This window comes from Treponema medium (genome assembly GCF_017161265.1).
Taxonomy (GTDB): domain Bacteria; phylum Spirochaetota; class Spirochaetia; order Treponematales; family Treponemataceae; genus Treponema; species Treponema medium.
In genome coordinates this window covers 488529-510194 of the sequence record NZ_CP031393.1, presented here as the reverse complement: position 1 = coordinate 510194, position 21666 = coordinate 488529, and the positions used below count along the sequence as shown (strand labels likewise).

At 44.3% G+C, this 21666-nt stretch carries 21 protein-coding genes; 12 read left to right on the top strand and 9 right to left on the bottom strand.

Going from position 1 to position 21666, the window contains the following annotated elements; genetic code table 11:
* Window positions 1-227: 227 nt before the first annotated feature.
* On the top strand, window positions 228-1352 hold the full coding sequence (locus tag DWB79_RS02215; RefSeq protein WP_016522435.1) for an ISAs1 family transposase: 1125 nt from the start codon (window positions 228-230) through the stop codon (window positions 1350-1352).
* 320 nt (window positions 1353-1672) lie between these two features.
* Window positions 1673-1930, top strand: a complete 258-nt coding sequence (locus DWB79_RS02210) for a hypothetical protein (protein ID WP_040858950.1) — start codon at window positions 1673-1675, stop codon at window positions 1928-1930.
* 53 nt (window positions 1931-1983) lie between these two features.
* Here DWB79_RS02210 and DWB79_RS02205 read toward each other — a convergent pair whose 3' ends face one another.
* Both DWB79_RS02205 and DWB79_RS02200 read right to left on the bottom strand, forming a co-directional pair.
* Entirely contained in the window at window positions 1984-2823 is an 840-nt protein-coding gene (locus DWB79_RS02205) for a hypothetical protein (protein WP_016522434.1), read from the bottom strand.
* Between the two features lie 110 nt (window positions 2824-2933).
* The gene (locus DWB79_RS02200) at window positions 2934-3341 is read right to left on the bottom strand and encodes a hypothetical protein (protein ID WP_016522433.1); all 408 of its coding nucleotides are present in this window, start codon (window positions 3339-3341) and stop codon (window positions 2934-2936) included.
* A gap of 173 nt (window positions 3342-3514) precedes the next feature.
* On the opposite strand from DWB79_RS02200, the gene DWB79_RS02195 reads away from it, so the two are divergent.
* From DWB79_RS02195 to DWB79_RS02180, 4 genes are read left to right on the top strand one after another with little or no spacing between them, the layout of a single operon-like run.
* Window positions 3515-3796 carry a type II toxin-antitoxin system RelE/ParE family toxin gene (locus DWB79_RS02195; protein ID WP_016522432.1) on the top strand — a complete coding sequence of 94 codons (282 nt, stop codon included), beginning with the start codon at window positions 3515-3517 and terminating at the stop codon, window positions 3794-3796.
* A gap of 11 nt (window positions 3797-3807) precedes the next feature.
* Window positions 3808-4110 carry a HigA family addiction module antitoxin gene (locus DWB79_RS02190; protein WP_016522431.1) on the top strand — a complete coding sequence of 101 codons (303 nt, stop codon included), beginning with the start codon at window positions 3808-3810 and terminating at the stop codon, window positions 4108-4110.
* Between the two features lie 21 nt (window positions 4111-4131).
* The gene (locus DWB79_RS02185) at window positions 4132-5577 is read left to right on the top strand and encodes a TldD/PmbA family protein (protein WP_016522430.1); all 1446 of its coding nucleotides are present in this window, start codon (window positions 4132-4134) and stop codon (window positions 5575-5577) included.
* Entirely contained in the window at window positions 5574-6938 is a 1365-nt protein-coding gene (locus DWB79_RS02180; RefSeq protein ID WP_016522429.1) for a TldD/PmbA family protein, read from the top strand. Before DWB79_RS02185 ends, DWB79_RS02180 begins: the two co-directional genes overlap by 4 nt.
* On the opposite strand, the gene DWB79_RS02175 is transcribed toward DWB79_RS02180, so the two are convergent.
* From DWB79_RS02175 to DWB79_RS02165, 3 genes are all read right to left on the bottom strand, one after another.
* The gene (locus DWB79_RS02175; RefSeq protein ID WP_016522428.1) at window positions 6922-8109 is read right to left on the bottom strand and encodes an MFS transporter; all 1188 of its coding nucleotides are present in this window, start codon (window positions 8107-8109) and stop codon (window positions 6922-6924) included. The genes DWB79_RS02180 and DWB79_RS02175 overlap by 17 nt on opposite strands.
* 24 nt (window positions 8110-8133) lie before the next feature.
* Window positions 8134-9507: an alpha-amylase family glycosyl hydrolase gene (locus DWB79_RS02170; RefSeq protein WP_016522427.1), complete on the bottom strand. Its 1374-nt coding sequence runs from the start codon at window positions 9505-9507 to the stop codon at window positions 8134-8136.
* Between the two features lie 399 nt (window positions 9508-9906).
* The gene (locus DWB79_RS02165) at window positions 9907-10491 is read right to left on the bottom strand and encodes a TetR/AcrR family transcriptional regulator (RefSeq protein WP_016522425.1); all 585 of its coding nucleotides are present in this window, start codon (window positions 10489-10491) and stop codon (window positions 9907-9909) included.
* 185 nt (window positions 10492-10676) lie between these two features.
* On the opposite strand from DWB79_RS02165, the gene DWB79_RS02160 reads away from it, so the two are divergent.
* The 3 genes from DWB79_RS02160 to DWB79_RS02150 all read left to right on the top strand — a co-directional run bounded on the left by DWB79_RS02160 (window position 10677) and on the right by DWB79_RS02150 (window position 15577).
* Window positions 10677-11417, top strand: a complete 741-nt coding sequence (locus tag DWB79_RS02160; protein WP_016522424.1) for a head GIN domain-containing protein — start codon at window positions 10677-10679, stop codon at window positions 11415-11417.
* Between the two features lie 108 nt (window positions 11418-11525).
* The gene (locus tag DWB79_RS02155) at window positions 11526-12224 is read left to right on the top strand and encodes an HAD family hydrolase (protein WP_016522423.1); all 699 of its coding nucleotides are present in this window, start codon (window positions 11526-11528) and stop codon (window positions 12222-12224) included.
* A 155-nt stretch (window positions 12225-12379) separates the two neighbouring features.
* Complete coding sequence (locus tag DWB79_RS02150) at window positions 12380-15577, top strand: SpiroCoCo family coiled-coil protein (protein WP_252722490.1); 3198 nt, start codon at window positions 12380-12382, stop codon at window positions 15575-15577.
* A gap of 106 nt (window positions 15578-15683) precedes the next feature.
* On the opposite strand, the gene ispF is transcribed toward DWB79_RS02150, so the two are convergent.
* From ispF to DWB79_RS02135, 3 genes are read right to left on the bottom strand one after another with little or no spacing between them, the layout of a single operon-like run.
* Complete coding sequence (ispF, locus tag DWB79_RS02145) at window positions 15684-16157, bottom strand: 2-C-methyl-D-erythritol 2,4-cyclodiphosphate synthase (RefSeq protein ID WP_016522421.1); 474 nt, start codon at window positions 16155-16157, stop codon at window positions 15684-15686.
* Between the two features lie 10 nt (window positions 16158-16167).
* Window positions 16168-16884 carry an IspD/TarI family cytidylyltransferase gene (locus tag DWB79_RS02140; protein WP_016522420.1) on the bottom strand — a complete coding sequence of 239 codons (717 nt, stop codon included), beginning with the start codon at window positions 16882-16884 and terminating at the stop codon, window positions 16168-16170.
* The gene (locus DWB79_RS02135) at window positions 16844-17440 is read right to left on the bottom strand and encodes a CarD family transcriptional regulator (RefSeq protein WP_016522419.1); all 597 of its coding nucleotides are present in this window, start codon (window positions 17438-17440) and stop codon (window positions 16844-16846) included. The genes DWB79_RS02140 and DWB79_RS02135 overlap by 41 nt, the downstream gene beginning before the upstream one ends.
* Window positions 17441-17966: 526 nt before the next feature.
* Between DWB79_RS02135 and DWB79_RS02130 the strand changes: the two genes are divergently transcribed.
* Complete coding sequence (locus DWB79_RS02130; RefSeq protein WP_016522418.1) at window positions 17967-19676, top strand: methyl-accepting chemotaxis protein; 1710 nt, start codon at window positions 17967-17969, stop codon at window positions 19674-19676.
* Between the two features lie 77 nt (window positions 19677-19753).
* On the opposite strand, the gene DWB79_RS02125 is transcribed toward DWB79_RS02130, so the two are convergent.
* A complete protein-coding gene (locus DWB79_RS02125) occupies window positions 19754-19978 on the bottom strand; it encodes a YdbC family protein (protein ID WP_016522417.1) in 225 nt (74 codons plus the stop codon).
* A gap of 766 nt (window positions 19979-20744) precedes the next feature.
* Between DWB79_RS02125 and DWB79_RS02120 the strand changes: the two genes are divergently transcribed.
* Entirely contained in the window at window positions 20745-21209 is a 465-nt protein-coding gene (locus DWB79_RS02120; RefSeq protein ID WP_016522416.1) for a DUF3990 domain-containing protein, read from the top strand.
* Window positions 21196-21648 (top strand): hypothetical protein, encoded by a 453-nt coding sequence (locus DWB79_RS02115; RefSeq protein ID WP_252722344.1) that lies wholly within the window; start codon window positions 21196-21198, stop codon window positions 21646-21648. Before DWB79_RS02120 ends, DWB79_RS02115 begins: the two co-directional genes overlap by 14 nt.
* The last annotated feature ends 18 nt before the right edge of the window (window positions 21649-21666 follow it).

Here is a 21666-nt window from a genome sequence, read left to right as displayed (position 1 = left end):
TCATGTTGCATATAAACAATAACCCGTTATCTGCCTTTTGTAAATATACAGCACATCCTTGGAAATAGGAGGTGCCGAGTAAAATTCTGATTTTTATATCCACTCTTAAAATTTTGAAGAAACGCACAAATATTGCTAAATAAATCTTGAAGAAATGCACAAATTCAACCCAGGGATTCCGCATTATAAATAGTGTCAAAAAAACAGTAGCTCACACGGTATAAAAGATGGTAAAATGTTCTTGGGGTGGAACAATGACATTACAAGAATCATTTGAGAACATTAAAGACGAAAGAATCGAAAGATGCAAGAAACACAATCTCGTCGATATACTGATGCTCGTGTTTGTGGGAGTGTTGTGCGGGTATAAAAGCATAGAACAAATACAATTTTATGCGACATTAAGCGAACAAACCCTTAAAAAATATCTGAAACTGGAAAATGGCATCCCCAGCAGCGATACGATTCTGCGAGTGCTTGCAAGGATTGATGCAAAGCAGCTTGAAAAAGTATTCATAGAATATGCACGAGAGACATTCGGCAAGCATATTGCAGAAAATGAAGTATTGGCGATTGACGGAAAAACTATCCGGCGCTCTGAATATGCACCAACCGGCGAAGATAAAAGAGCCCATAAAGCCGCTCATGTTGTTTCGGCTTGGGCGCACTCTCTGGGTGTGTGTTTTGGGCAGGTGAAAACAGAAGAAAAATCAAATGAAATCACCGCCATTCCTGAACTTCTGGATCTGTTAGACTTAAAAGGGATGATTATTACTATAGATGCGATGGGTTGCCAGAAAAAAATCGTTGAGAAAATAGCAGAAAAGGAAGCGGAGTATGTCATTTCTCTGAAAGGAAATCAGCAATCGATCCATCGGGATGTAAAAGAGTTTTTTGAGCACCCTTGTGATGACGCTTATTGTCAGTATTACAATATTCAGCGAGGAGAATATAGCATTGAAATTGGACACGGACGAATTGAAAAACGCACCTGTTATCTTTGCGGGAATATTGATTGGCTTTCAGAAAAAGATGAATGGAAGAATCTCAATGCAGTTGGAATGCTCGTGTGCGAAAGAACGGTAAAGAAGACTGGGAAGAAATCCGTTGAACAAAGATATTTTTTGACCTCACTGACAGATGTGCACAAGGCTGCTTTCGCAATGAGGGCTCATTGGGGGATAGAAAATAACCTGCATTGGGTTCTCGATGCAATTCTCGATGAGGATTATTGTCTTGTGCGAAAAGACAATGCGGCAGCAAACTTAAGCGTCTTACGAAAAATTGTCTTGAATATACTCAAACAGGTTGACTTTTCGGATATCATAAAAGCAAAGAAAATGCTCCTATAAATTCGACAACCGCAGCCTTTATTAAAAGGCGAGGATTGGCGAATTGCCGCACTTTTGCAATGAAATGAAAAAGTGCAATCAATAGACGATGTTTGCCAAATGGCAAACTCGGCATTACAATAAGCCGTACCATCTGGGCGGCTTATTGTAATAGCGCTTCTCCATAAGCAACACCTGTGCAACAAACGAGAAGATTGCCTTGATAGAGTATTGCAGTCGTTATAATGCGGAATCCCTGAAATTCAACCGAACAAATCTTGAAGAAACGCACAATATCCGGTAATATACTAGTATATCTCTATGAAAATGCAGTTGCGCAAATGATTACTACGATAGGCCGTGAACTGTATTATCACACATGGGAAAAAGCGGGGAGTACCCATTACTACGAAGTTGATTTTTTAATTTCAAACCGCAATAAAATATCGGTGTTTGAAGTAAAGTCGTCCGGAACAGGTAAGCACGAATCAATCGGTGCATTTGCAAAAAGTTCTCGGCAAATATCGGCACTCTGTATGTATTGTCTCAAAAAGATGTCGGCACAGAGGGAGCATTGCAAAAAAAGCCGGTATATTTGACACCGTTTCTTATTGAGTAAATAACTAAAAAACTGAGGTTTTTAGAACTTTTCCTATTGTTTTTCGATTTTTATAATTTTTTCATCTTTAATATAAGCGTCTACTGTCATTCCTTCTGTGCTCAATCTTCTGATATATCCTTGATTTTCATAATATTTTTCATTTGCGAGTGCTTGTTGGAGACTAATCTGTTCTCCTTCTGAATCATAATATGTAAGGTACTTCAAATCAAAAACATACGCAATCTCTGTGTAGGTAGTTTCTTTTTGTTTTGAGGAAACGTCTATCCTCCAAATATCATAATGATAGAAAGGAATCGAACTAGAAGGTTCTTTTACATATGGGTTTCCGACATGATATGTGTATTCACTGCTTGTTTTATATACAAAATACCAATTGCCGACAGGAGTGCTATTAAAACGTGCATCTTGATTATTTGTAGGAACGGCATTCAATCTTTTAACTTCAGACCAGAATCGACTAAGTTCGCTTTTTATAACGTGATTGTCATTGCTATGCCTTGGCATAATTACTGTCCCAACAGAAGATGTGCCGCCTGAATAGTGCCCTCTACCGTTTAAGCAAAGGCAGCCGTCATTGTATTCAACAAAATTCAGAGAAAAAATAAGTTGAGGTATTCCCTCTTTATATGTTTTGACTATTGTTTTATCCATATAGATCGTATCTATTTGATTACAGAATCTTACTACTTTATCGTATTCTGTTTTGTTGGATAGTTCGATACCATGGTCGCCAAAATATTTTATTAAATCATTTTCAGTTTTGCCGACAAAATATTGTTCTCCGTGCAGCCGTACACCTAAACTTGTGCAAGAGGTACATAGTAATAGAAATATACAACATACAGATATTACCGCCATTCTCTTTTTCATATCAGACTCCCTTACATTGTCCTTATTAGATATGAGCAGTCCCGAAAGTTCAAACTCAGTGTATCCGTTCTTCCGCCGGTGCGGCAAAACTTTCGGGACTATCTTGTTACTTATTTTTTACTTCCGGAAAATGATACCGTATTAAGTCCGGATACTTGCATTGTACCGTTCACTTTTTTATCTTGTGCTATGGTACCGTCAACAGTAAAAGGCCGTTGTGTCAATGCTGTCTTTCCGGAAGCCGTAAAGCTTCCATCCGACTTTATAGTACCGGTGCAGTTGGACTGTCTGCTGGTTAGCACCTGGAACCAACCGGTCAAATTGCCTTTAGCATCAATAGTGAACTCCCAAGCTCCGAGCCCTGAATCTTCTTCTCCTACCCCTGCATAAGTACCGGTATATGATATACCGCCACCACTGCCGCGGCCGACAGGGTCGGAACAACCAAAAACGGCAAGCATCATAGCACTTACCATGCTGAATACCATAAGTACAGCAATCGTTTTTTTGCTTTTCATAAAAAACTCCTTTTGATACTAGGACAGCTTTTAGAACCTTCTCGGTTAACAGAGCTGTCCGTTCACATATTAAAACTTATCTTCCATAATACCCCCCCCCCCCTCAAAAGTCAAGAGCGTTTTGTCAAAGGTTCAACTTGACAGATGCTAACCACTAATGATAGTATTTCCCTATGATAGTTGATTGGCAAGATAAAGAAGCCCTGAAAATATGGAATATGCAGCCGTCAACGCGATTACCTCCTGAAATACAGCAAAGAGTACGGCAAAAATTAATTCTCATAGATGCTGCAATTTCGTTAAGTGATCTAAAATCTCCGCCGTCAAATAGTTTAGAAGCTTTAAAACATGACAGAAAAGGTCAATACAGTATTAGAATAAATAATCAGTGGCGTATTTGCTTTGAATGGAACAACGGACGAGTTGTTATCGTCGATATTGTCGATTATCATTAGGAGGCATATTGATGGATGTTATACTAAAACCGGTACATGTAGGCGATATACTGTATGAAGAGTTTATGCAGCCGTATCATATAACGGCGTATAGACTTGCGCAAATGACAGGGATTTCGCAAACGCAAATAGGACGGATCATAAAAGGAAAAAGAGGTATTACAGTCGATACGGCATTACGTTTCGCGCAGGTTTTTAGCACAAGTCCTGAATTTTGGCTGAATATTCAAAATAGGTATGAAATTGATAGCATGAAAGCAGAAACAAAAGAAACTATTAAACAAATACAACCAATTACCCATGTGTTTGCTTAACAAATATCGAAGGAGTGTTTTATGAAAGTGAATATACACCGGCTTTTAACGGAAGCGAAGGACGCTGTTCCGCAGGCCGAGTGGATCGGATTACGGCGGGTTACCAATTATCTGACAGGGTTTTCCGCTATCGACGGTAAATTCGACGAGGCGGCCGGAGGCTCCGACGAGGGAGTTATGCTGGAGGTGCTGTACAAGGGAACGTTTAGCTATGCGGCGACTGCCGATCTGAGCAGCGGCGGTATCAAGTGCGCTGCGAAGCAGGCTTTTGCAGCGGCACAGGCAGCGCAGCCCTACGGTATCCACCGTTTTGATCAAACGATGCGCCCCGCCGCGCAGGTACGCTATGCGACAAAGCGTGAAAAATTAAGCGGGATTCCCGCCGCCGAAACGGTTGCGCTCTTGTGCAGTATCTGCGATGCCGCAAAGGTTTCTTCAAAGATTATTCAGACTGCCGCTTCCTGCGAAACGGGTATCTGCGAAACCGAAATGGTTTCTACCAACGGCGCCGACATACGGCAAACCGTCCGGTTCGGCGGTATCAGCATGAATGCCGTTGCGCGGGAAGGAGATGTTATCCAGCAGCGGAGCGCGCACGGACGCTCTGCACTCACTTATCAGGGCGGACGGGAACTGTTCAACCCTGCGGCGCTGCTTGAAAAGGCACGGAAGGCAGGCACGGAAGCAGTCGAGCTGTTGACTGCCGAGCCGTGCCCCAACGGTAAGCGGACGCTCGTGCTGATGCCCGATCAGATGATGCTGCAAATTCATGAAAGCGTCGGGCACGCGCTGGAAATAGACCGCATCCTCGGCGACGAGCGTAACTATGCGGGCGGCAGTTTTATCACACCGGAAGATATCGGCAGTTTCCGCTACGGTTCCCCGTTGATGAACGTCGCCTTTAACCCGACCATCGCGCAGGAGCTGGCAAGCTACGGAGCGGACGATATCGGTAACGCTGCGGTAAAGGAATACCTTATTAAAGACGGCATCTTGATACGGGCGCTCGGCAGCTTGGAAAGTCAAAAGCGGTCGGGACTCCGGGGCGTTGCAAATCAGCGCGCCTGTTCATGGAACCGTCCGCCCATCGACCGGATGGCAAACCTCAATCTCGAAGCGGGAACGAGCAGCTTCGATTCCATCATCGCCTCAATCGAAAACGGCATTCTGATGTTCTCCAACCGTTCATGGTCGATCGACGATTACCGCAATAAATTTCAATTCGGCTGCGAGTATGCCAAGCTGATCGAAAACGGCAAACTGACAAAAACTGTCCGCGACCCGAACTACCGCGGCATTTCACGGTACTTTTGGAACAGCCTCTGCGCAGTCGGCGACGAAAGCACCTTCGAGGTGTTCGGTACGCCGAATTGCGGCAAGGGCGAGCCGAATCAGGTGATACGGGTAGGGCACGCAAGTCCCGTATGCGCATTCAGCGATGTTGAAGTATTTGGAGGCGGAAAATGAGTTGTGATCAAGAAATGATGTGTGAAATGGATTCCGATTTTAAATGGCATTTTGAGTCTCTTGCAGACTTTTTCTTCGATGAGCTGTTACCCACTGAACAAGCGTCTCTAAGCTACGATGCGGAGGACACTTACTTCCTGCGGATGAATCACGCCAAGGTGCGGCAAAACGGTTTTGTGAAACAGGCGGCAATTTCGATTACTCTCTATAAAAACAAGAAAACCTATCGCTTTGCACAAGGGTTGAGCGGCCAGCTTGAGCAGGATAAGGAAACGCTTGCCGCAGCGTTGGAGAATGCACGCAGTATTATCGCGCAGCTTCCCGAAGATCCCTATCAGTCTATTCCTACTGCAAGCGATGATTCCGAAACAATCTATGACGGTGCGTTGCTTTCACAAGAGATAATAGAAAAGACGCTGCTTGAGCCTGTGTCGGATTTGGATTTTGCCGGGCTTTTTTCGCAAGGGATGATATGCCGCGGAGCTGCCAATACGGCCGGCGCACGGCACTGGTTCCAAACAAAGACCTTTACGCTCGACTATTCGATTTGGCTGAAAAACGGACGTGCGGTAAAAGGCTTGTACGCAGGGCGCGACTGGCAGCAGGCAGAATACGAAAAACGCATCGCCGATGCGCGGCAGAGTTTGCAGGTGCTTGCGCTTGAACCGAAAAAAATCGAGCCGGGCAAATACCGCGTTTTTATCGCTGCAGATGCGTTGGTGGATGTCGTAGAGTTTTTCTCGTGGAACGGCTTCGGGGAGCGGGGTATGCAGCAGGGCGAAAGCGCCTATCTTGCATTAAAAGAAGAGCGAGAGCATTTTGCCGATTCCTTTAATTTGACGCAGGATTTTTCCATCGGTGTGGAACCGTCGTTTAATAGCGAAGGAGAATCCGCTCCCGAAAAATTAACTGTTATCGAAAAAGGAAAGCTCATTCATACCATCGTGAGTTCCCGCTCGGAAAAACAGTACGGTACGAAGGCAAACGGCGCCGATTCAGATGAAGGATTCCGTTCCGCAGCTATTGGAGCAGGGACACTTGCCGAAGCGGATGCCCTCAAAGAACTGGGAACCGGCATCTACATTTCGAACTTCCACTACCTTAACTGGAGCGATCCGGCAACCGCTCGCGTAACTGGCATGACCCGTTTTGCCTGCCTCTGGGTGGAAAACGGAAAAGTTACAGCCCCCATTGCGGATATGCGCTGGGATGAATCGCTGTACAATATGTTCGGCGCGAATCTCCTTGCGCTCACCAAAGAACGGAAGCTCTTTGTAGAAACAAGTACCTACGAAGAGCGCGCAGTAGGCGGATGCCTCTTGCCCGGTATCTTGGTCAAGGACTTTAACTGCACGCTGTAGAAGTTGCCGTTTTGGTGAGCATTTTTTCGTGCATAAAGATCATCACAATTAAAATCACCGCCAAATAGAGCGGCATCAGTGCGACACCGATATGATTTGCAACCAACCCGAAGATCGGCGGCATCAGACAAGTTCCGGCATACGCGGACGCCATCTGTACCCCGATCATCGCTTGAGACTTATCTTTTCCGAATTGTGCAGGTGTCGCATGGATAATCGAAGGATAAATCGGTGCACACCCCAAGCCGATAAGCCCTAAACCGAGCAGGGGCAGTACCGTTGTTTTTCCGAACGAAAGGAACAGCAGCACAACACCTGCGCCGATGCCGCTTTGTCCAAGCCGGATCATCTGCGTATCGGTTAATTTGAAGGTTAAAAATCCGCTCAAAAATCTCCCCGCAGTAATACCGATAAAAAAGAGGCTGGCGAGTCCTGCAGCCTCTTTTTCCGGAAGCCCTCGGTGTAAAACCAGATAGCTGCTTGTCCATAAATTTGCGGTTTGCTCTACAGCACAGTAACAGAAAAAGGTAAGCATAATTTCTTTTGCACCGGGAATGGCAATCACCTGTCTTAGGGGGAGCGGCGGCGCTTTTACATCCTCATCCGTAGTGCCATCCGTTTTCGGTTGCTTATTCCAAAGTGGCAGACTCACCAGTAGTACGGCGGTTAAACAGGTCTGTAGCACCGCAATATATCGATAGCCCATATTCCACGGCTGACCGCCGGTCAGAACAGCGCCCATAATGTACGGACCTATTGAGGCACCTATCCCCCACATACAGTGCAGCCAGCTCATGTGCCTGTTGGCATAATGCACTGCTACATAATTGTTGAGGGATGCATCAACACTTCCGGCACCGAGTCCGTATGGTATCGCCCACAGGCACAGTGCACTATAGGAATGACTGACCGAAAAACCGAAGAGTGCCGCTGCTGTTATCAAAACACTGAATGCCGTTACTTTTCCGGCACCGAAAATCTTTGTCAACCGGTCGCTTTGAAGGCTGGAAATAATAGTCCCGCCTGCAATAATCATAAAAATAGCACCGGAATAGGACACGGGGACAGAAAGCTCCCGATACATCGCCGGCCATGCGGAACCTAACAGAGCATCCGGCAGCCCAAGACTGATAAACGCTGCGTAAATAATTGCGAGCAATATATGTATCATAATTTTTTCAGTATACTTCCTTGATTATTTCTTCCGCAATATCAGGATCGAACACGGAGGTATTTGCAGCCCTTTTAACGCTAACGCATCGGAGTGATAGACGCGCCCATCCGTCAAGCTTTCATACTCACCTGCCGGGATGGAATGGAGCGAAACAAAGCCTTGAGCAAAATCGGAATTGGCGATAATCAATAGTTGTTCTTCGTTGCACTCACGCCAAAAGCCGAATTGCCGGTTTGCAATAAACTCCTGCCGGTACGAACCGCGCTGTAAGGCGGGATGCTGTCCGCGTATCTTTGCAAATGTTGTAATCGAGGTGCGGATAAACCCTGCATCAAAACCGGGAGCGGTAAAATCCGGAAGTGCACCGAACGGCGGGAGCGGCGGACGCAGTTCATAATCGCAATTATGGCTCCGAACCCCTCTGATGCCGTACTCACTGCCGTAATAAATAGACGGAATACCGGGAATGGTAAAAAGCAGTCCGTACAAAAGATGGATATGCTGCTCCGGCTTGTTGAGCGTACTGACCGCGCGGTTTACGTCGTGGTTGTCCACAAAATTATACAATGCCGTCTTCCTATACATCCCTCTTTCACTATTGTATTCCCTGTCCAAATTATACGAAAGCTCATACATATTCTGATCATTCAAACACGACCAGAGCGCTTTATACATTTGATAATTTGTTACCGAATCAAGCCTGCCGTTCCGCGTCCATTCGGCATAGTCGCCATGCACCACCTCACCCATCAGCCAAAAATCAGGCTTAATACTTCGGCAAAAAGCCCCCAGCGCATCGAGGAAGTTTTTACTTAACACATCCGCCGCATCAAGCCTGAGTCCGTCTATGCCGAATTCTTCAATCCACATTTTTACCGCACCGAAGAGATGCTCCCGCACTGCGCCGCTATCGCCATTCAGCTTGACCAAATCCTTGCAGCCGGCCCAGCCTTCATACTCAAAGCAATCCCCCTGCGCACTTCGCCGAGAAAAATCAAGATTGACATACCAATCCTTATAGGCGCTGCCGTATCCATGCCGCTGAATATCCTTAAACGCAAAAAAATCCCGCCCCGTATGATTAAACACCGCATCCAGCACCACCGCAAACCCCTTTTCATGGCACAGACGGCAAAACTCCTTAAACCGCTCATTATTCCCCAACCGGCGTTCCACATGATAATAATCCACCGTATCATACCCATGCGCCGTTGACTCAAACACCGGCCCAATCAGCAGCGCATTACACCCCAACGCCCGAATCTCATCCAACTGCCCCGCCAGTTTCTCAAAAAAATCCCCCGCCGGACACGCAAAGTCATTCCGCTTAGGACAATTCCCCATCCCCAGCGCATAAATATGATAAAAAACCTTATCTGAAAATAAATAACTCATATAAAATCCTTTCCGTAAGCCTCTTGAAAATAGGTGGAGCAGACACCCTTGCCAGCGCTTTTGGAAATAGACGGTACAGATGCTAGGCGCCTAGCCGAAATAAAGTGGAGACACGGTGAAAAATGTACATCCATATACATTTTTCACCTGCGAGATTTGCATTTCGCAAATCTCGTTTCTGCATGAATCCACCGCCGTCCATGGCGGTTCTGATACGTTGAGCATTTGCCGCAACAGCATAACATCCCCCTCCTGAAACCTACTTTCCGTAAGCCTTTTGCAAAGAGACGGTGTAGCTACAAGGAGATAGCTGAAAATAAAGCGGAGGCGTATCTATGATACGTTGAGCATTTATTTTCAGCGTACAACGCAGTAGATGCGCCGTATATTTTCAAAAGGTTAAGCGACACCGTAGACAAAGCTATGCACAATCCGATAAATCGTTTGATCATCTCTAGGCAGTTTGTTCTGCACACACAGCAGTGCTACCGAAATGACATTATTGTGGAACAAGATTGAGTACAACTCCTCTTTCCCGCGCATATTGCCGAACTCGTTTGCGGATTTTATAAAAAATTCTGCAAATACCGAATAAAAACGCTGTTTTAACGGCGTGTAGACAGCCTCGGTTTCCGCATTGTCGGGTGCATTTAAGAGTACGCTGTGCAGATTAAAAAAGGCGGGATGCGCAAGTGCAAAATCGATTACTGCGATCAAAATGCGTGTCAGGCTTTTAAGAAAATCGTGCTCGTACACTGCCGCATCACTCAAACGCTGCAGCAGCTCTGCTCCCTTGGAGTCCGCTATTGCCTGCAAGAGCCCCTGCTTGCTTTTGAAAAAATAGTACAGGGTCGGTTTTGTAATACCGGCGTTATCACAAATTTCCTGTACTCCAACTCCCTCATATCCTTTTTGAGAAAAAAGAAGTATTGCCGTGTTGAGAATGTCAGCTCTGCTGTTATCATTTGTTGTTGTATCATTCATAACGTATACCAATCGGTATATTATATACCTATCGGTATACAGATTGTCAATACCTAACGGAAAGTCTATCTCCTATTCTGCAGGATTGTTAAAAAATGGTCTGATGCGTTTACCCTGTTGCGTTAACACGGTTTTTGTCTTAAAGTATTCTGCAGACAAGAAATTTATCATAATAGGATTTTTTTATGAATAAAATAAAAATCAGTATTGTATGCATTGCCCTTACCGCATTGCTTCTGTTTACCGCCAGCAGCTGCTTTATCGTAGTTAATGGTCGTGTCCGTGGAAATGGAACGTTGAAAACGGAAAGCTTTTCCCGAAGTAATTTTGATTCCGTTTCCATCAGTGGCGATTGGACGGTCGACATACGACAGAGTGAAACTTTTTCCGTTACCATTGATGCCGATGAAAATCTCTTCAACTATTTATATGTAGATGTTTCTGATAATATCTTGCATATCGGCTTTCAGCACGGATATGTTATCGGGTGCTCGAACTGCAAAGCTATTATTACCATGCCGGTCTTAATACAATTAACAGCCTCCGGTTCGCTTACCGGTACCGTTTCATCATTCAATATGCCCGGACGTACGATGTCGGTAGTTGTTTCCGGATCCGGTGATGTTGCTGCACGCGATATTACCGTAAAAAAATTAAAGCTGAACATATCCGGTTCGGGTTCTTTTGGAGCAACAGGGAAAGCTCAAAATTTAGAGGGCAGTATTTCCGGTTCCGGCAATATAAAAACTACCCGTCTGGAAACCGAAGATGCCGATATTTCTATTTCCGGCTCCGGTTCTGCAAAAGTATGGGTTACGACGTTTTTACGAGCCGATATCAGCGGTTCAGGTTCGGTCGGTTATAAAGGCAATCCTCTTATGATTGACCGCCGAATATCCGGTTCGGGCAGCATATATCCTCTATAGGGTTCGCAGCAAAAGGGCGAAAAAGAGACTGAAATGAAAACAACTGAGGCTCACATACGTTCTTTTTTATGAATGGACAGGGGGTAATCGGTACGCTATAATAAAAAAATGATTGTAAGCAAAATCCCCGGCATTGAAGCTATTGCATTCGATATAGACGGCACGCTCTATCCTGCATGGAAGCTGACGCTGCGTGCCGTTCCGTTTTTTATCCGTCATATCCGTTTTATGAAAGCTTTTGGAAAAGTTCGTCATATTTTACACGGATATAGTTCATCTGATCCGGATAAAGTGCTGCCGGATTTTTTTAATGTGCAAAACGAATTGTTGGCAACTCATCTTAATATCTCCCCGCAAGAAGTAAGCGATTTTTTAGATAGAGAAATATATAGGGGGTGGAAAAAGAAATTTGTGCGTATCCGTCCGTATCCTTTTGCAAAAGAAGCGATCATACGATTAAAAGAGGCGGGATTTAAAATCGGTATTCTATCTGATTTTCCGCCCGAACAGAAAGGCTCCGTATGGGGCATTCTTCCGCTCTGCGATGTTGCATTGGACTCCGAATCGCTCGGCGCTCTTAAACCTTCCCGAATCCCGTTTCTTAAACTTGCCGAAGCCTTGAACACGCCGTGCGAACGGATACTGTATGTTGGGAATAGTAAAGCCTATGATGTTGCAGGCGCTTCTTCAGTCGGTATGAAGACCGCTTATATCGAAAACCCGCTTGTTTCATTTTTTAAAAAAAAGTCGCCGTATGCGGATATTTCCTTTTCAAACTATCGTCAATTCTTAAACTATGTGTTATAATATTTTATAATAGGTAGGATATTTTTGAAAGCGTCTATTTTCGGATATATCCGATATCATACTATTCATTAAAACAGAATTTATTTTAAGTAAGGGTGGAACTTAGAATGTCAATGCAACTTTTGGCCTCCGCGATAACGCTTATGCTTTCTCTGATGCTGATTCTTTTTTTTCGGCAAATGGATAAAAACAGCCGTTCGATAGAAAAAGCAAAAAAATACGGCGACCGTGTTAAAGATGAAATAGAAGGGTTTGTTAAGGAACGGACGCAGAATTTGCGCGATGCGGCGATCGAGCTTGACGCAAAACTTTCGCAAGCCATTGCGGCTGTTAACCGGCTCGATTCCATATATAACGATTTTATGAAAAAATCCGATGTGTTGACTGCCCGTTCATCATCCATCGATGCAATAGAAAAAAATGTTGCGGGGGCGGAGGAGACTATTAAGACCGTTATGGATATGGCTGCTCTTGCGGAAAAAAATCTAGCGCGGGTTAGTCAGGAATCCGACTTTGTCGATTCGCTTGCAAAAAAAATTACGGATGCACGGAGCGAATTGAATCATATTTCAAAACTGATGCCCGAAATGCAGGATAGCTTTTATAAGCAGAATCGTGAACATCTCCAGATGCTTGAAGAACAGCTTACTGCGGGTTTCAATAATACTATTAGTGCTTTTGAAAACAGGGTTGCCGGCGCAGAGAAAAAAAGTGCGGAGTTGCTTGAGGTAACCTCAATCCAATTGAACGACCTTTATAAAAAGGCGTTTACGGAGGCGAGTAAAAAAGCGCAAAACCTTGGCGATGAATCTTTTGCTAAATTGCAGAACCAGATGGAAATGCAGATGCAGCATTATAAGTCGGTGCTTGATGACCGTTCCGCAGCGCTTGAGGCGGAGATTACCGCCGGTATGGCCGAAAATAAAGCGCTTGCTCAAAAGTTTAAACAGGATTGGCAAGAGGAAGCGGATAAGTTGGAAAGTTCACTACATTCAAAGTTCAGCGCTGCGGAGATTGCCTTTACACAGCGCATCACCAATCTTGAAAAGGGCTTGGAGAAAACCGAGGCGGATATGCAGAATACGAACCGGCAGCTTGATTCGCGGCTTACGGAATTTGAAACGGGATTAAATACCCGCCTCGAAAAAACGGCGGCAAAGGCAGCGCAAAGCCTGACCGCGCTGTCCCAATCGGCAGATACAAAGTTTGCCGAATATAAAAAGCAAGCGACCTACTATTACGAAAAATTTGATAAGTCCATTGCCGGTATCGATAAGCTTTCTGCCGAGATGGAAAAAGCGCAAGAATCGGTAAAAGACCGGCTTTTGCAAGACTTTGGAAAACATACCTATACCATGCAGGAAAAATACAACGGATTCGAAAAACATTTTTCCGAACGGGCGAATGCGCTTGCCAGTCGCTTGCAGGAGATAACCGAACAACTGAACGTTCTGCGTGAAGAATCGCAAGCCGCGCTCTCCGAAAAGCTGCATACTTTTGAAACCGATTTTGCAAGCGAGCTAACCCGCCGCAGCGATGCACTCAGCGGAGACATCCAAAAGCTGCGGAATGATGTTACCGAACGGCTTGCGCTGATGGGATCGGAAAGCGAGTCGGCACGTAGGGATTTGGAAGATGCGTATAAACAGGATTTAAAAGCGCGGCTTGCGCAAACGGCGGAGGAGTACAAGGGGCACTTTGCAAAATTCAAAGAAGATATTGCTGCAATCGAAGAAGGAATTGCCAAACGTATTACGGCAAGCGACGAGGCGCTCTTAGCCTATAACACTCAGTTTAAAAATATGATGGATCAGACAAAGGAAAAAGCTCAAACATATATGCGCAATGAGCTTTCCGGTCTCAAGCTTGAACTGCAAGAATCGATGCGGCAGCAGAGTGTTGAAGTTGAAAATGCTACAAAAGAGGTAAAAAACTGGCTTGATACGGTTAAACAAGAATCAGGCGGGCAGCTCGATGCAGCTAAAGCCGATTTTGAAACATGGAAGGCGCGTATCGATCAACAACTGGCAGAGATGCGGACTACGGTAGACGAAAAGGTTGCTAATTTTACTGCATCGACGGAACGAGCTATCGAAGGCATCGGTTCAAAATACACCTCGTACTATAAAGATTTCAGCGTGAAAAGCGACGAGGCGCTTAAGCTGATGCAGCAGAGAATCAATGATCTGAATGCAAAGGTGCAGAGTGCCGAAGAAGAATTTTCTGCACAGGTGCGCAGCGTTACCGAAACCTTTACGCGCGATGCGGAACAGGCTACCAACGAGCTGGATAAACGGATTAACAACGCGACGGGGGAAGCAAATCATTCGCTTGACAACATACGGGAGCTGGTACACGGCCTGCGCAGTGAAGTGGAAGAAACGCAGCATGATTTATTCGAAAAGATACGGCGCGATTCCGAGCAGCTGACCGAAACCGTAGAAGAAATCGATAAGCGGCAAAACGCCTTTATTACACAGACGCGTGTATTTGATCGTGCAGACGAATTGAAGGCTGATTTGGAACAAAACATCGAAAAATTGAAGGCGGAGGTTACCCGCTTTGAAATTTACCGCAATACAATGGATGATCTGAATCTGAAATACGAAAAGGTAACTCATCTTGAAGAGGAAGCAACACAGAAAATCGCGCGATTTATGGGTGAGCGTAAAAATATTGAAATTTTGGAAAACGATTTTGCAAAACTGAGTGTGCTGTCCGAGTCGATGGATAAAAAGCTTGTTGAGCTTGCTTCGGCTGATGATGAATTACAGCGCTATCAGGTACAGATTCGGCGTATTGAAGAAAGCATTGCCGATGTAAATACCCGCTATGACCGCTTGGAGAAAAAAGGTACCGTGCTCGACCAAACGGTACAGAGCATCGATGCTGCCTTTGAAGATTTAAAGACGGTTGAAAAAGATATTAAGTCGGTACAGAGTAAGCTCTACACCATTCCGCCCGAACTGCAGGATATTCAAGAAAAGATGGAGTATCTTATTTCCAATCAGGAAAAAGCGGAGAAGGCGCGGGAGCAGCTTGATACCATCGATGAATTGCTTGGAGAGCTTGAGGGGCGCATTGAAAAACTGCACAATGCCCGTGAATGGCTTGCCGGTACTGAAACGCGCTTACAAGATATATCGAAGAATTCCGAAAATCAGTTGAAACTGTTGGCGGATTTGGTTAAGACCGAAAAACCGGTGAACAAAACGGAGGGTGCAACGACAGTCGGTACCCGTGAGAATGTGTTAAAGCTCTTTAGAAGCGGATGGACGCAGGACGCTATTGCCAATGCCCTCAATCTATCGCAAGGAGAAGTGCAGCTCATCCTAGAGCTTGCCGAAAAATAGGCTGACGCCGCGCCGCTTAAATACTGCATTTGTTTTCTCCCTCATTCTACCGGTGAGCAGCTTTAAAAATACCGTTAGCTTTTAGAGCTGGTATGAGAGTAGGGAGCTAGCGAGAGAGAAGACAGGTGCACCACACGGCGGCGGCCGTACCGCTGCCGATAATGCCGACCCCTTCGCCGGTTTTTGCTTTGACAAAAATTTGATCGATTTCTACCGATAGAATTTCCGCAATAGACCGGCGGATTGCCTCGCGGTACGGCAGAATTTTCGGCTTTTGAATCGCAATAACGCAATCGGCGTTTTCAAGCTGCCAGCCTGCTGTCAGGATCCGTTCCCACACCGTTTTTAGGAGCATCCGGGAGTCGGCATTCTTCCACTGCGGATCATTCGGCGGGAAAAGCTCGCCGATGTCGCCAAGACAAGCAGCTCCGAGTAAGGAATCCGCAAGCGCATGGAGTAGTACATCCCCGTCTGAATGCCCCGCTTCCCCTTTTTCAAAAGGAATATGAATCCCGCCTAAGATTAACGGTCTGCCTTCAACAAGGGTGTGGAGATCATAACCTAAGCCAATTCGTATCATAGTGTCTTCCTTAAAGGTCTTCGCGATAAGTGATTTTCTTGTTTTCCCGTGATCCGGGGCAGATGTAAACAGTTCCGCAGTATCGTGCGTAGATTTCGCTGTCGTCGGTGTAGGTTTTGCCGTCATTGTAGGCTTGGCGGTGGGCATAAAGCAACGGTTCAAAGCGGAACCCTTGCGGCGTTTGTACGGCGGCGAGCCGGTCTCTTCTAAGGTGCCGGATAATCTTTCCCGTTTCGTCCACTTCTTTTTGTGTATCCGTTACGGATATGGCAGGGACTGCTGCTCCGTATTGCTCGGTTGCCGTTAATACCGAAGTAATCACTTCACCGGAAACCCACGGCCGCGCTCCATCGTGTACCAGTATACAGGTTATGTTTTTATCCGCAAGCGTTAACAGCCCCTTGTACACCGACTCCTGCCGGCTTGTTCCCCCTTCAACGATATCGAGACTACCTTGATGTGTATCGAAAAAAGAGGAGAGCCGTGTATCGGCAGTTAACAGCGAATACGCTGCTTCTACTTGCCCTTGCGGTATGGTTACGACATAACGGCTAAAGCATCCTGTCGATGTAAAAGCATAAAGACAGGCGGACAGTACCGATGTATGCGTATCGGGATGTAAGGGAAGAAATTCTTTTTTTTCTCCAAAGCGTTGGGAACTTCCGGCAGCTGTAATCAGAACAGCATTATTCGTCGTCATCGAAATCGTCTTCGTCGTCCATATCATTCATACCGTTGTCAAATATATCATTGTCAACTTGATTTTGTTTTTCGACAGGAGCGTTTTTACTTAAAACCTCCAGATATGAATGAATCATCGCTTCAATTTCCGACTTCGGTTTTTGCAGTGCATAAGAAAGTTCATCGTAAAAAATGCGATATGCAGAATCGTATAATTTACGCTCTTGGATAGGAAGTTCTTTTATTTTACTGCGGTGGTAGAGCGAGCGGACTATAGAAGCATTGTCTAAAATACTTCCCGTTTTAAATAAATCGAGGTTCATTTGATACCGCATCTTCCAATCACTTGGGATAGGGTCAAACTTTTCGGATAAAAATGCCAGTGCAGCCTGCGCTTCATCGGCAGAAACAATCGTTCTAATACCTAACTCAGTCGCCTTGAGGGCTGGCACAAGAACAGTCATGTCGGATTCATCAAAGTAAATGACGTAATACGTCAGCATTTCATCTTTGAATTTTTTTTCGCTTATTTCGATGATTTCTCCGACACCCTGACCGGGATAGACAACCCGTTCTTTCACTGTAAATGAACATTCAGTCATATATTGCTATTATAGCATAAAAAAAGGCTTTGGTCAAAGGACATAGGGCAAACGCATCAGGTCAGTTTTTCATATCCGCCACGGACGGCGGCGGTGCTAATCAGCAACAAGTTTTTCGTTAGAAAAACTTGACACGAACAGTGTACAAGGACGTACAATGTTCGTGTTACCCGCGGAAAAATTGAGACTATTCGACCAGAGTTGAACCTCTATTCTTCTGCGATTCTTATTTATTTGTCTGATGCGTTTGCCCTTCTTCGCAAAGAAATTGTGCAAAATTTTATTTCCTTAAAATGTAACAGTTGAACAAAATATGAATTTTGGAAACTGTTGCATTCGTGCGCGAAAAGCGCACACATCAATACGCAAGTTTTCGAAAGAAAACTTGACGGTTAAGGTGAGCGGCGTCATTGTAGACGCTCACCTTATACCTATGAAATTTTACACAGCAAGGAAGGTAAACGTATCAGATGGTTCTTAATCAATAAAGGATTATTGTCCGATACTTATACTGAGGCTTACTGTTATGAACATAAAACTGAAAATCGGAATATTATCGGGCATACTGGTGTTGCTATTGCTTATTGCAGCCGGAATTTTTATGCAAATTTCAAAACCGGCTGATACGCTTGAGCATCAGATTGTACAACTTGCTGGTTACGAACGTAATATGCTCTATGTACGAGGGACTATATATCGTTACGGTGCTGCCGGTGTGCATATCCCTTCTTCTGTCATTGGCGCTTTAAGTAAATACGAACCGACGTTAGTTGCCGTAGAATATGCCGCAGAAAAATATATGGAAAAAGATACCGCATTACGGAGCCGCCTTTCTGGGTATTTTACTTCTGCCCGTTCAATAAATGCGGAATTTACTACGCTGATTAATGATTATAATCAGCTGGGTGCGGCAAAACCGAAACCGTTTGATGAAAAAAAAGTGGAAACAATTGAAAAATTGATCGGCACTCATGTTAATGATTTTGACGCAGTATCCAGTGCATTAGAGAGCGCAGCCGTTCGGTATCGGAAACAAGCAGCAATTCTTTCGGGGATATTGATTTCGGTAACATGGTTATTAGGTCTTTTTGTTACATGGGCACTGGTACAAACCATCTATACCATCTTACTTGCCCGTAATGCAAAAAAACGAATTGTGCTGAAAGCGGGGCCAAAAACCGATATTTCTGCGCAAAGATTGCCGAACGGTTCGAGTGGGATACAAAACAAGGCGGATAGGAACGGCTTATATGTTCATAAAACAGATGTGAAATTGACGAATACGGACGGTTCTTTGAAAAACTACGAATCGTCTGATACCGCATCGCAGCTACAACTTGCTTCCGATGTATCCTCTTTCCAGTCGCCTCAATCGGAACAGTCAGCACAACCGGCACGTTTCACGTTCGGTAACCATGAAGCAGGAGTATCTGCAGAATCCGAGGGGGCGATGACATCGTGGGGAGCGAGAAACCGCACTGATATGGGAAGTCACTTTACTGGCAGTACGCAGTCCGATATAAAGAATACTGTTTTTGCTGAAAAACAAGCGGCTCTTCTTGAGCGTAATACTCAGCTGGAACAAAATCTTACCGAGCTTCAACGCAGCTATGATTCACTGGAAAAGAAACATACCGATCTGCAAGCAACATATAAAACAATGCAAGTGACAGCAGAGAAAGAGCGCGACGGATATCATCACTCGGCAGCTCAGATGAAAGAAGTTCTTTCTTCGGTACAGCAAACTGCTGAAAACCATCGTACCGATTCCGAAACGGCAAAAAAATTGGTGGAAACATTTAAAACCGGCCATCAGCTGTTCAAAACAACCCATGAGCATCTGCAGTTTATCATCCAAAACGTTTCAAAAATTCAAGAAATGTCTGAAATTATCGAAAGTATTGCAGAACAAACAAAGATGCTCAGTATGAATGCAGCGATTGAAGCTGCGCATGCCGGTGATGCCGGTAAAGGCTTTGCCGTTGTTGCGGAAGAACTGAGCCGGCTTGCGGCTGCCGCATTGGAAAGCTCTCACGATATCGGCGGAACCATAAAACAAGTAGTAACCGTCATTACCGGCATTGGAGCCACCAGTGATGAACTTGACCAATCTTTTGAAAAAATCCATTTGCAAACGGACGCTATCTATACTTCACTGGTTGACTTTTCATCAATGATTGAAAAAACCGGCGACGATGCAAAAACGGCTTTAATACGCTTTTCTACCTTAGAATAGATGCCTTTAGAGATTGTTTAGTCGTGAGAACCTCTTAAAGCTCAGGTTGGTTTTGAGGTTCTCTTATAAAGAAGATGTTACAGTTGCATACCGTTCAATAACGCTTTGAGCGCAGTCAGTTCTTCCGTAGTGAGTGTAACCCCTTTGCCCATTTTTTCGTGATCGGGAGACCAACTACGGAGGTCATACTTGGGATTGCGCCCGTTCCATGCTACCGAGTTTAATTCCATCGTCCATCCGCTTTTTGAAGTAGAAAGAATTCCATGTTTTTGTGTAATTTCATAGCTGAATTCATCTGCCATACCTACCTCCATGTATATTGAGCAAACGCATTATAAAATTTTAAGCGTTTGCTTTCATTTCTACACAAAATTTTGAACAAAATTTTGCGTATTTTTTCAGGGTAGGGTAAATGCATCAGATAAATAGATAAAAATCGCAAAATAATGTGTTTTGGAGTGAGTTTCCGTTAGCCTTTTGAAAATAGCCGGTGTAGATACAAGGAGATAGCCGAAAACAAAGCGCAGGCGTATCTATGATACGTTGAGCATTTATTTTCGGCGTACGACGCAGTAAATACGCCGTTTATTTTCAAAAGGACAGGTTGCACAGTCTCCATTATTCTGCGGGGATATTCAAGAAATCTCTGATGCGTTTACCCTGCTATCCATGTATGTGTTATAGCATAATCTTATCGATAGGGCTAGCGAATTGAAATCGTTTTTGGAAAACTGAAATTATTTTACTTTTTTGTTATATCTGCTTGACATAAATGTAATCTTTTGCTAACATATCATCATACAAGAAGTTCCTTGTAAGGAGGTCGTTATAAGTCAAAGGCGTTCGTAAAAAGTATTGATAAGTGTGAATGATTTATACTCTATTTTTAAACCGCTCCATCTTGCATACTCCTGGAGCGGTTTTTTTATGTAATCACCACCTCCGGCACAGAGCGTAGGCGAAAAGCCGCACCCGGTTCAAGCAAACCGTTGTTCAGGTTACAGATAATGCAGTATGTTTTCAGAAAGACAAATCTCAATTATAATATTTAGAAAGGAAACCTATTGTATGATACTTTATCACGGAAGCAGGGAAGTTGTAAAAAGCCCGGAAATCCGCATTCTCCGGTATAGTAAAGACTTTTACTTTGGTTTTTATTGTACGCTTATAAGCGAGCAGGCTAAAAGATGGGCAGTGAGATTCTCCGGAAAAGGAATAGTAAACGAATATGAATATGTTCAGAATTTCTCTCTCAAAATGTTGAACTTTCCGGAGATGACAGAAGAATGGCTTGATTTTATCATTGACTGCCGGAGAGGAAAATCTCATGATTATGACGTAGTGGAAGGCCCTATGGCGAACGATACTATCTTCAATTATGTTCAGGATTTCATTGATGGTAAAATCTCCCGATCTGCATTTTGGGAACTTGCAAAGTTCAAGAAACCGACCCATCAGATAAGTTTTCATACAGTGCGAGCATTGGAGACATTAACTTTCAAGACGGCTTACGAGGTATATGATGAAAAATAATAGTTCGTTATTTTATGTGTGTAGTCTGTTGGAATATATCGGCCGCCTCTGCAAAATTGAACGCTCAAATCTTGTACATCAACTTGGGAAAAACAATATAAAAAGACTTTATAAAGATGCAGAGGCACTTCATTGCGAACCGATTGAAAAAATTGCCGATGAAGTTGTATCCATTTATAGTATAACATCCGGAGACTTTGATAATGTTTTACGGTGCCGTTATGAAGTTCCGGATTATTGGACAATCGGCGCAGTATACGAACGCCTTATTGAAGATATTTATGCAGAGAACGAATCTATTGATTTTATTGTTGACACATTGGTTTCTGTTTATTCGTCATGGATTGACGGGGCAATTTCAAATTATAATACTGATTTTTTTTATCAATCCCGTGAGTATATTTTTGAATCGTGGAAAGAGGGAGCACCGCTGCAATAAACAAGCTGATATTTTTTT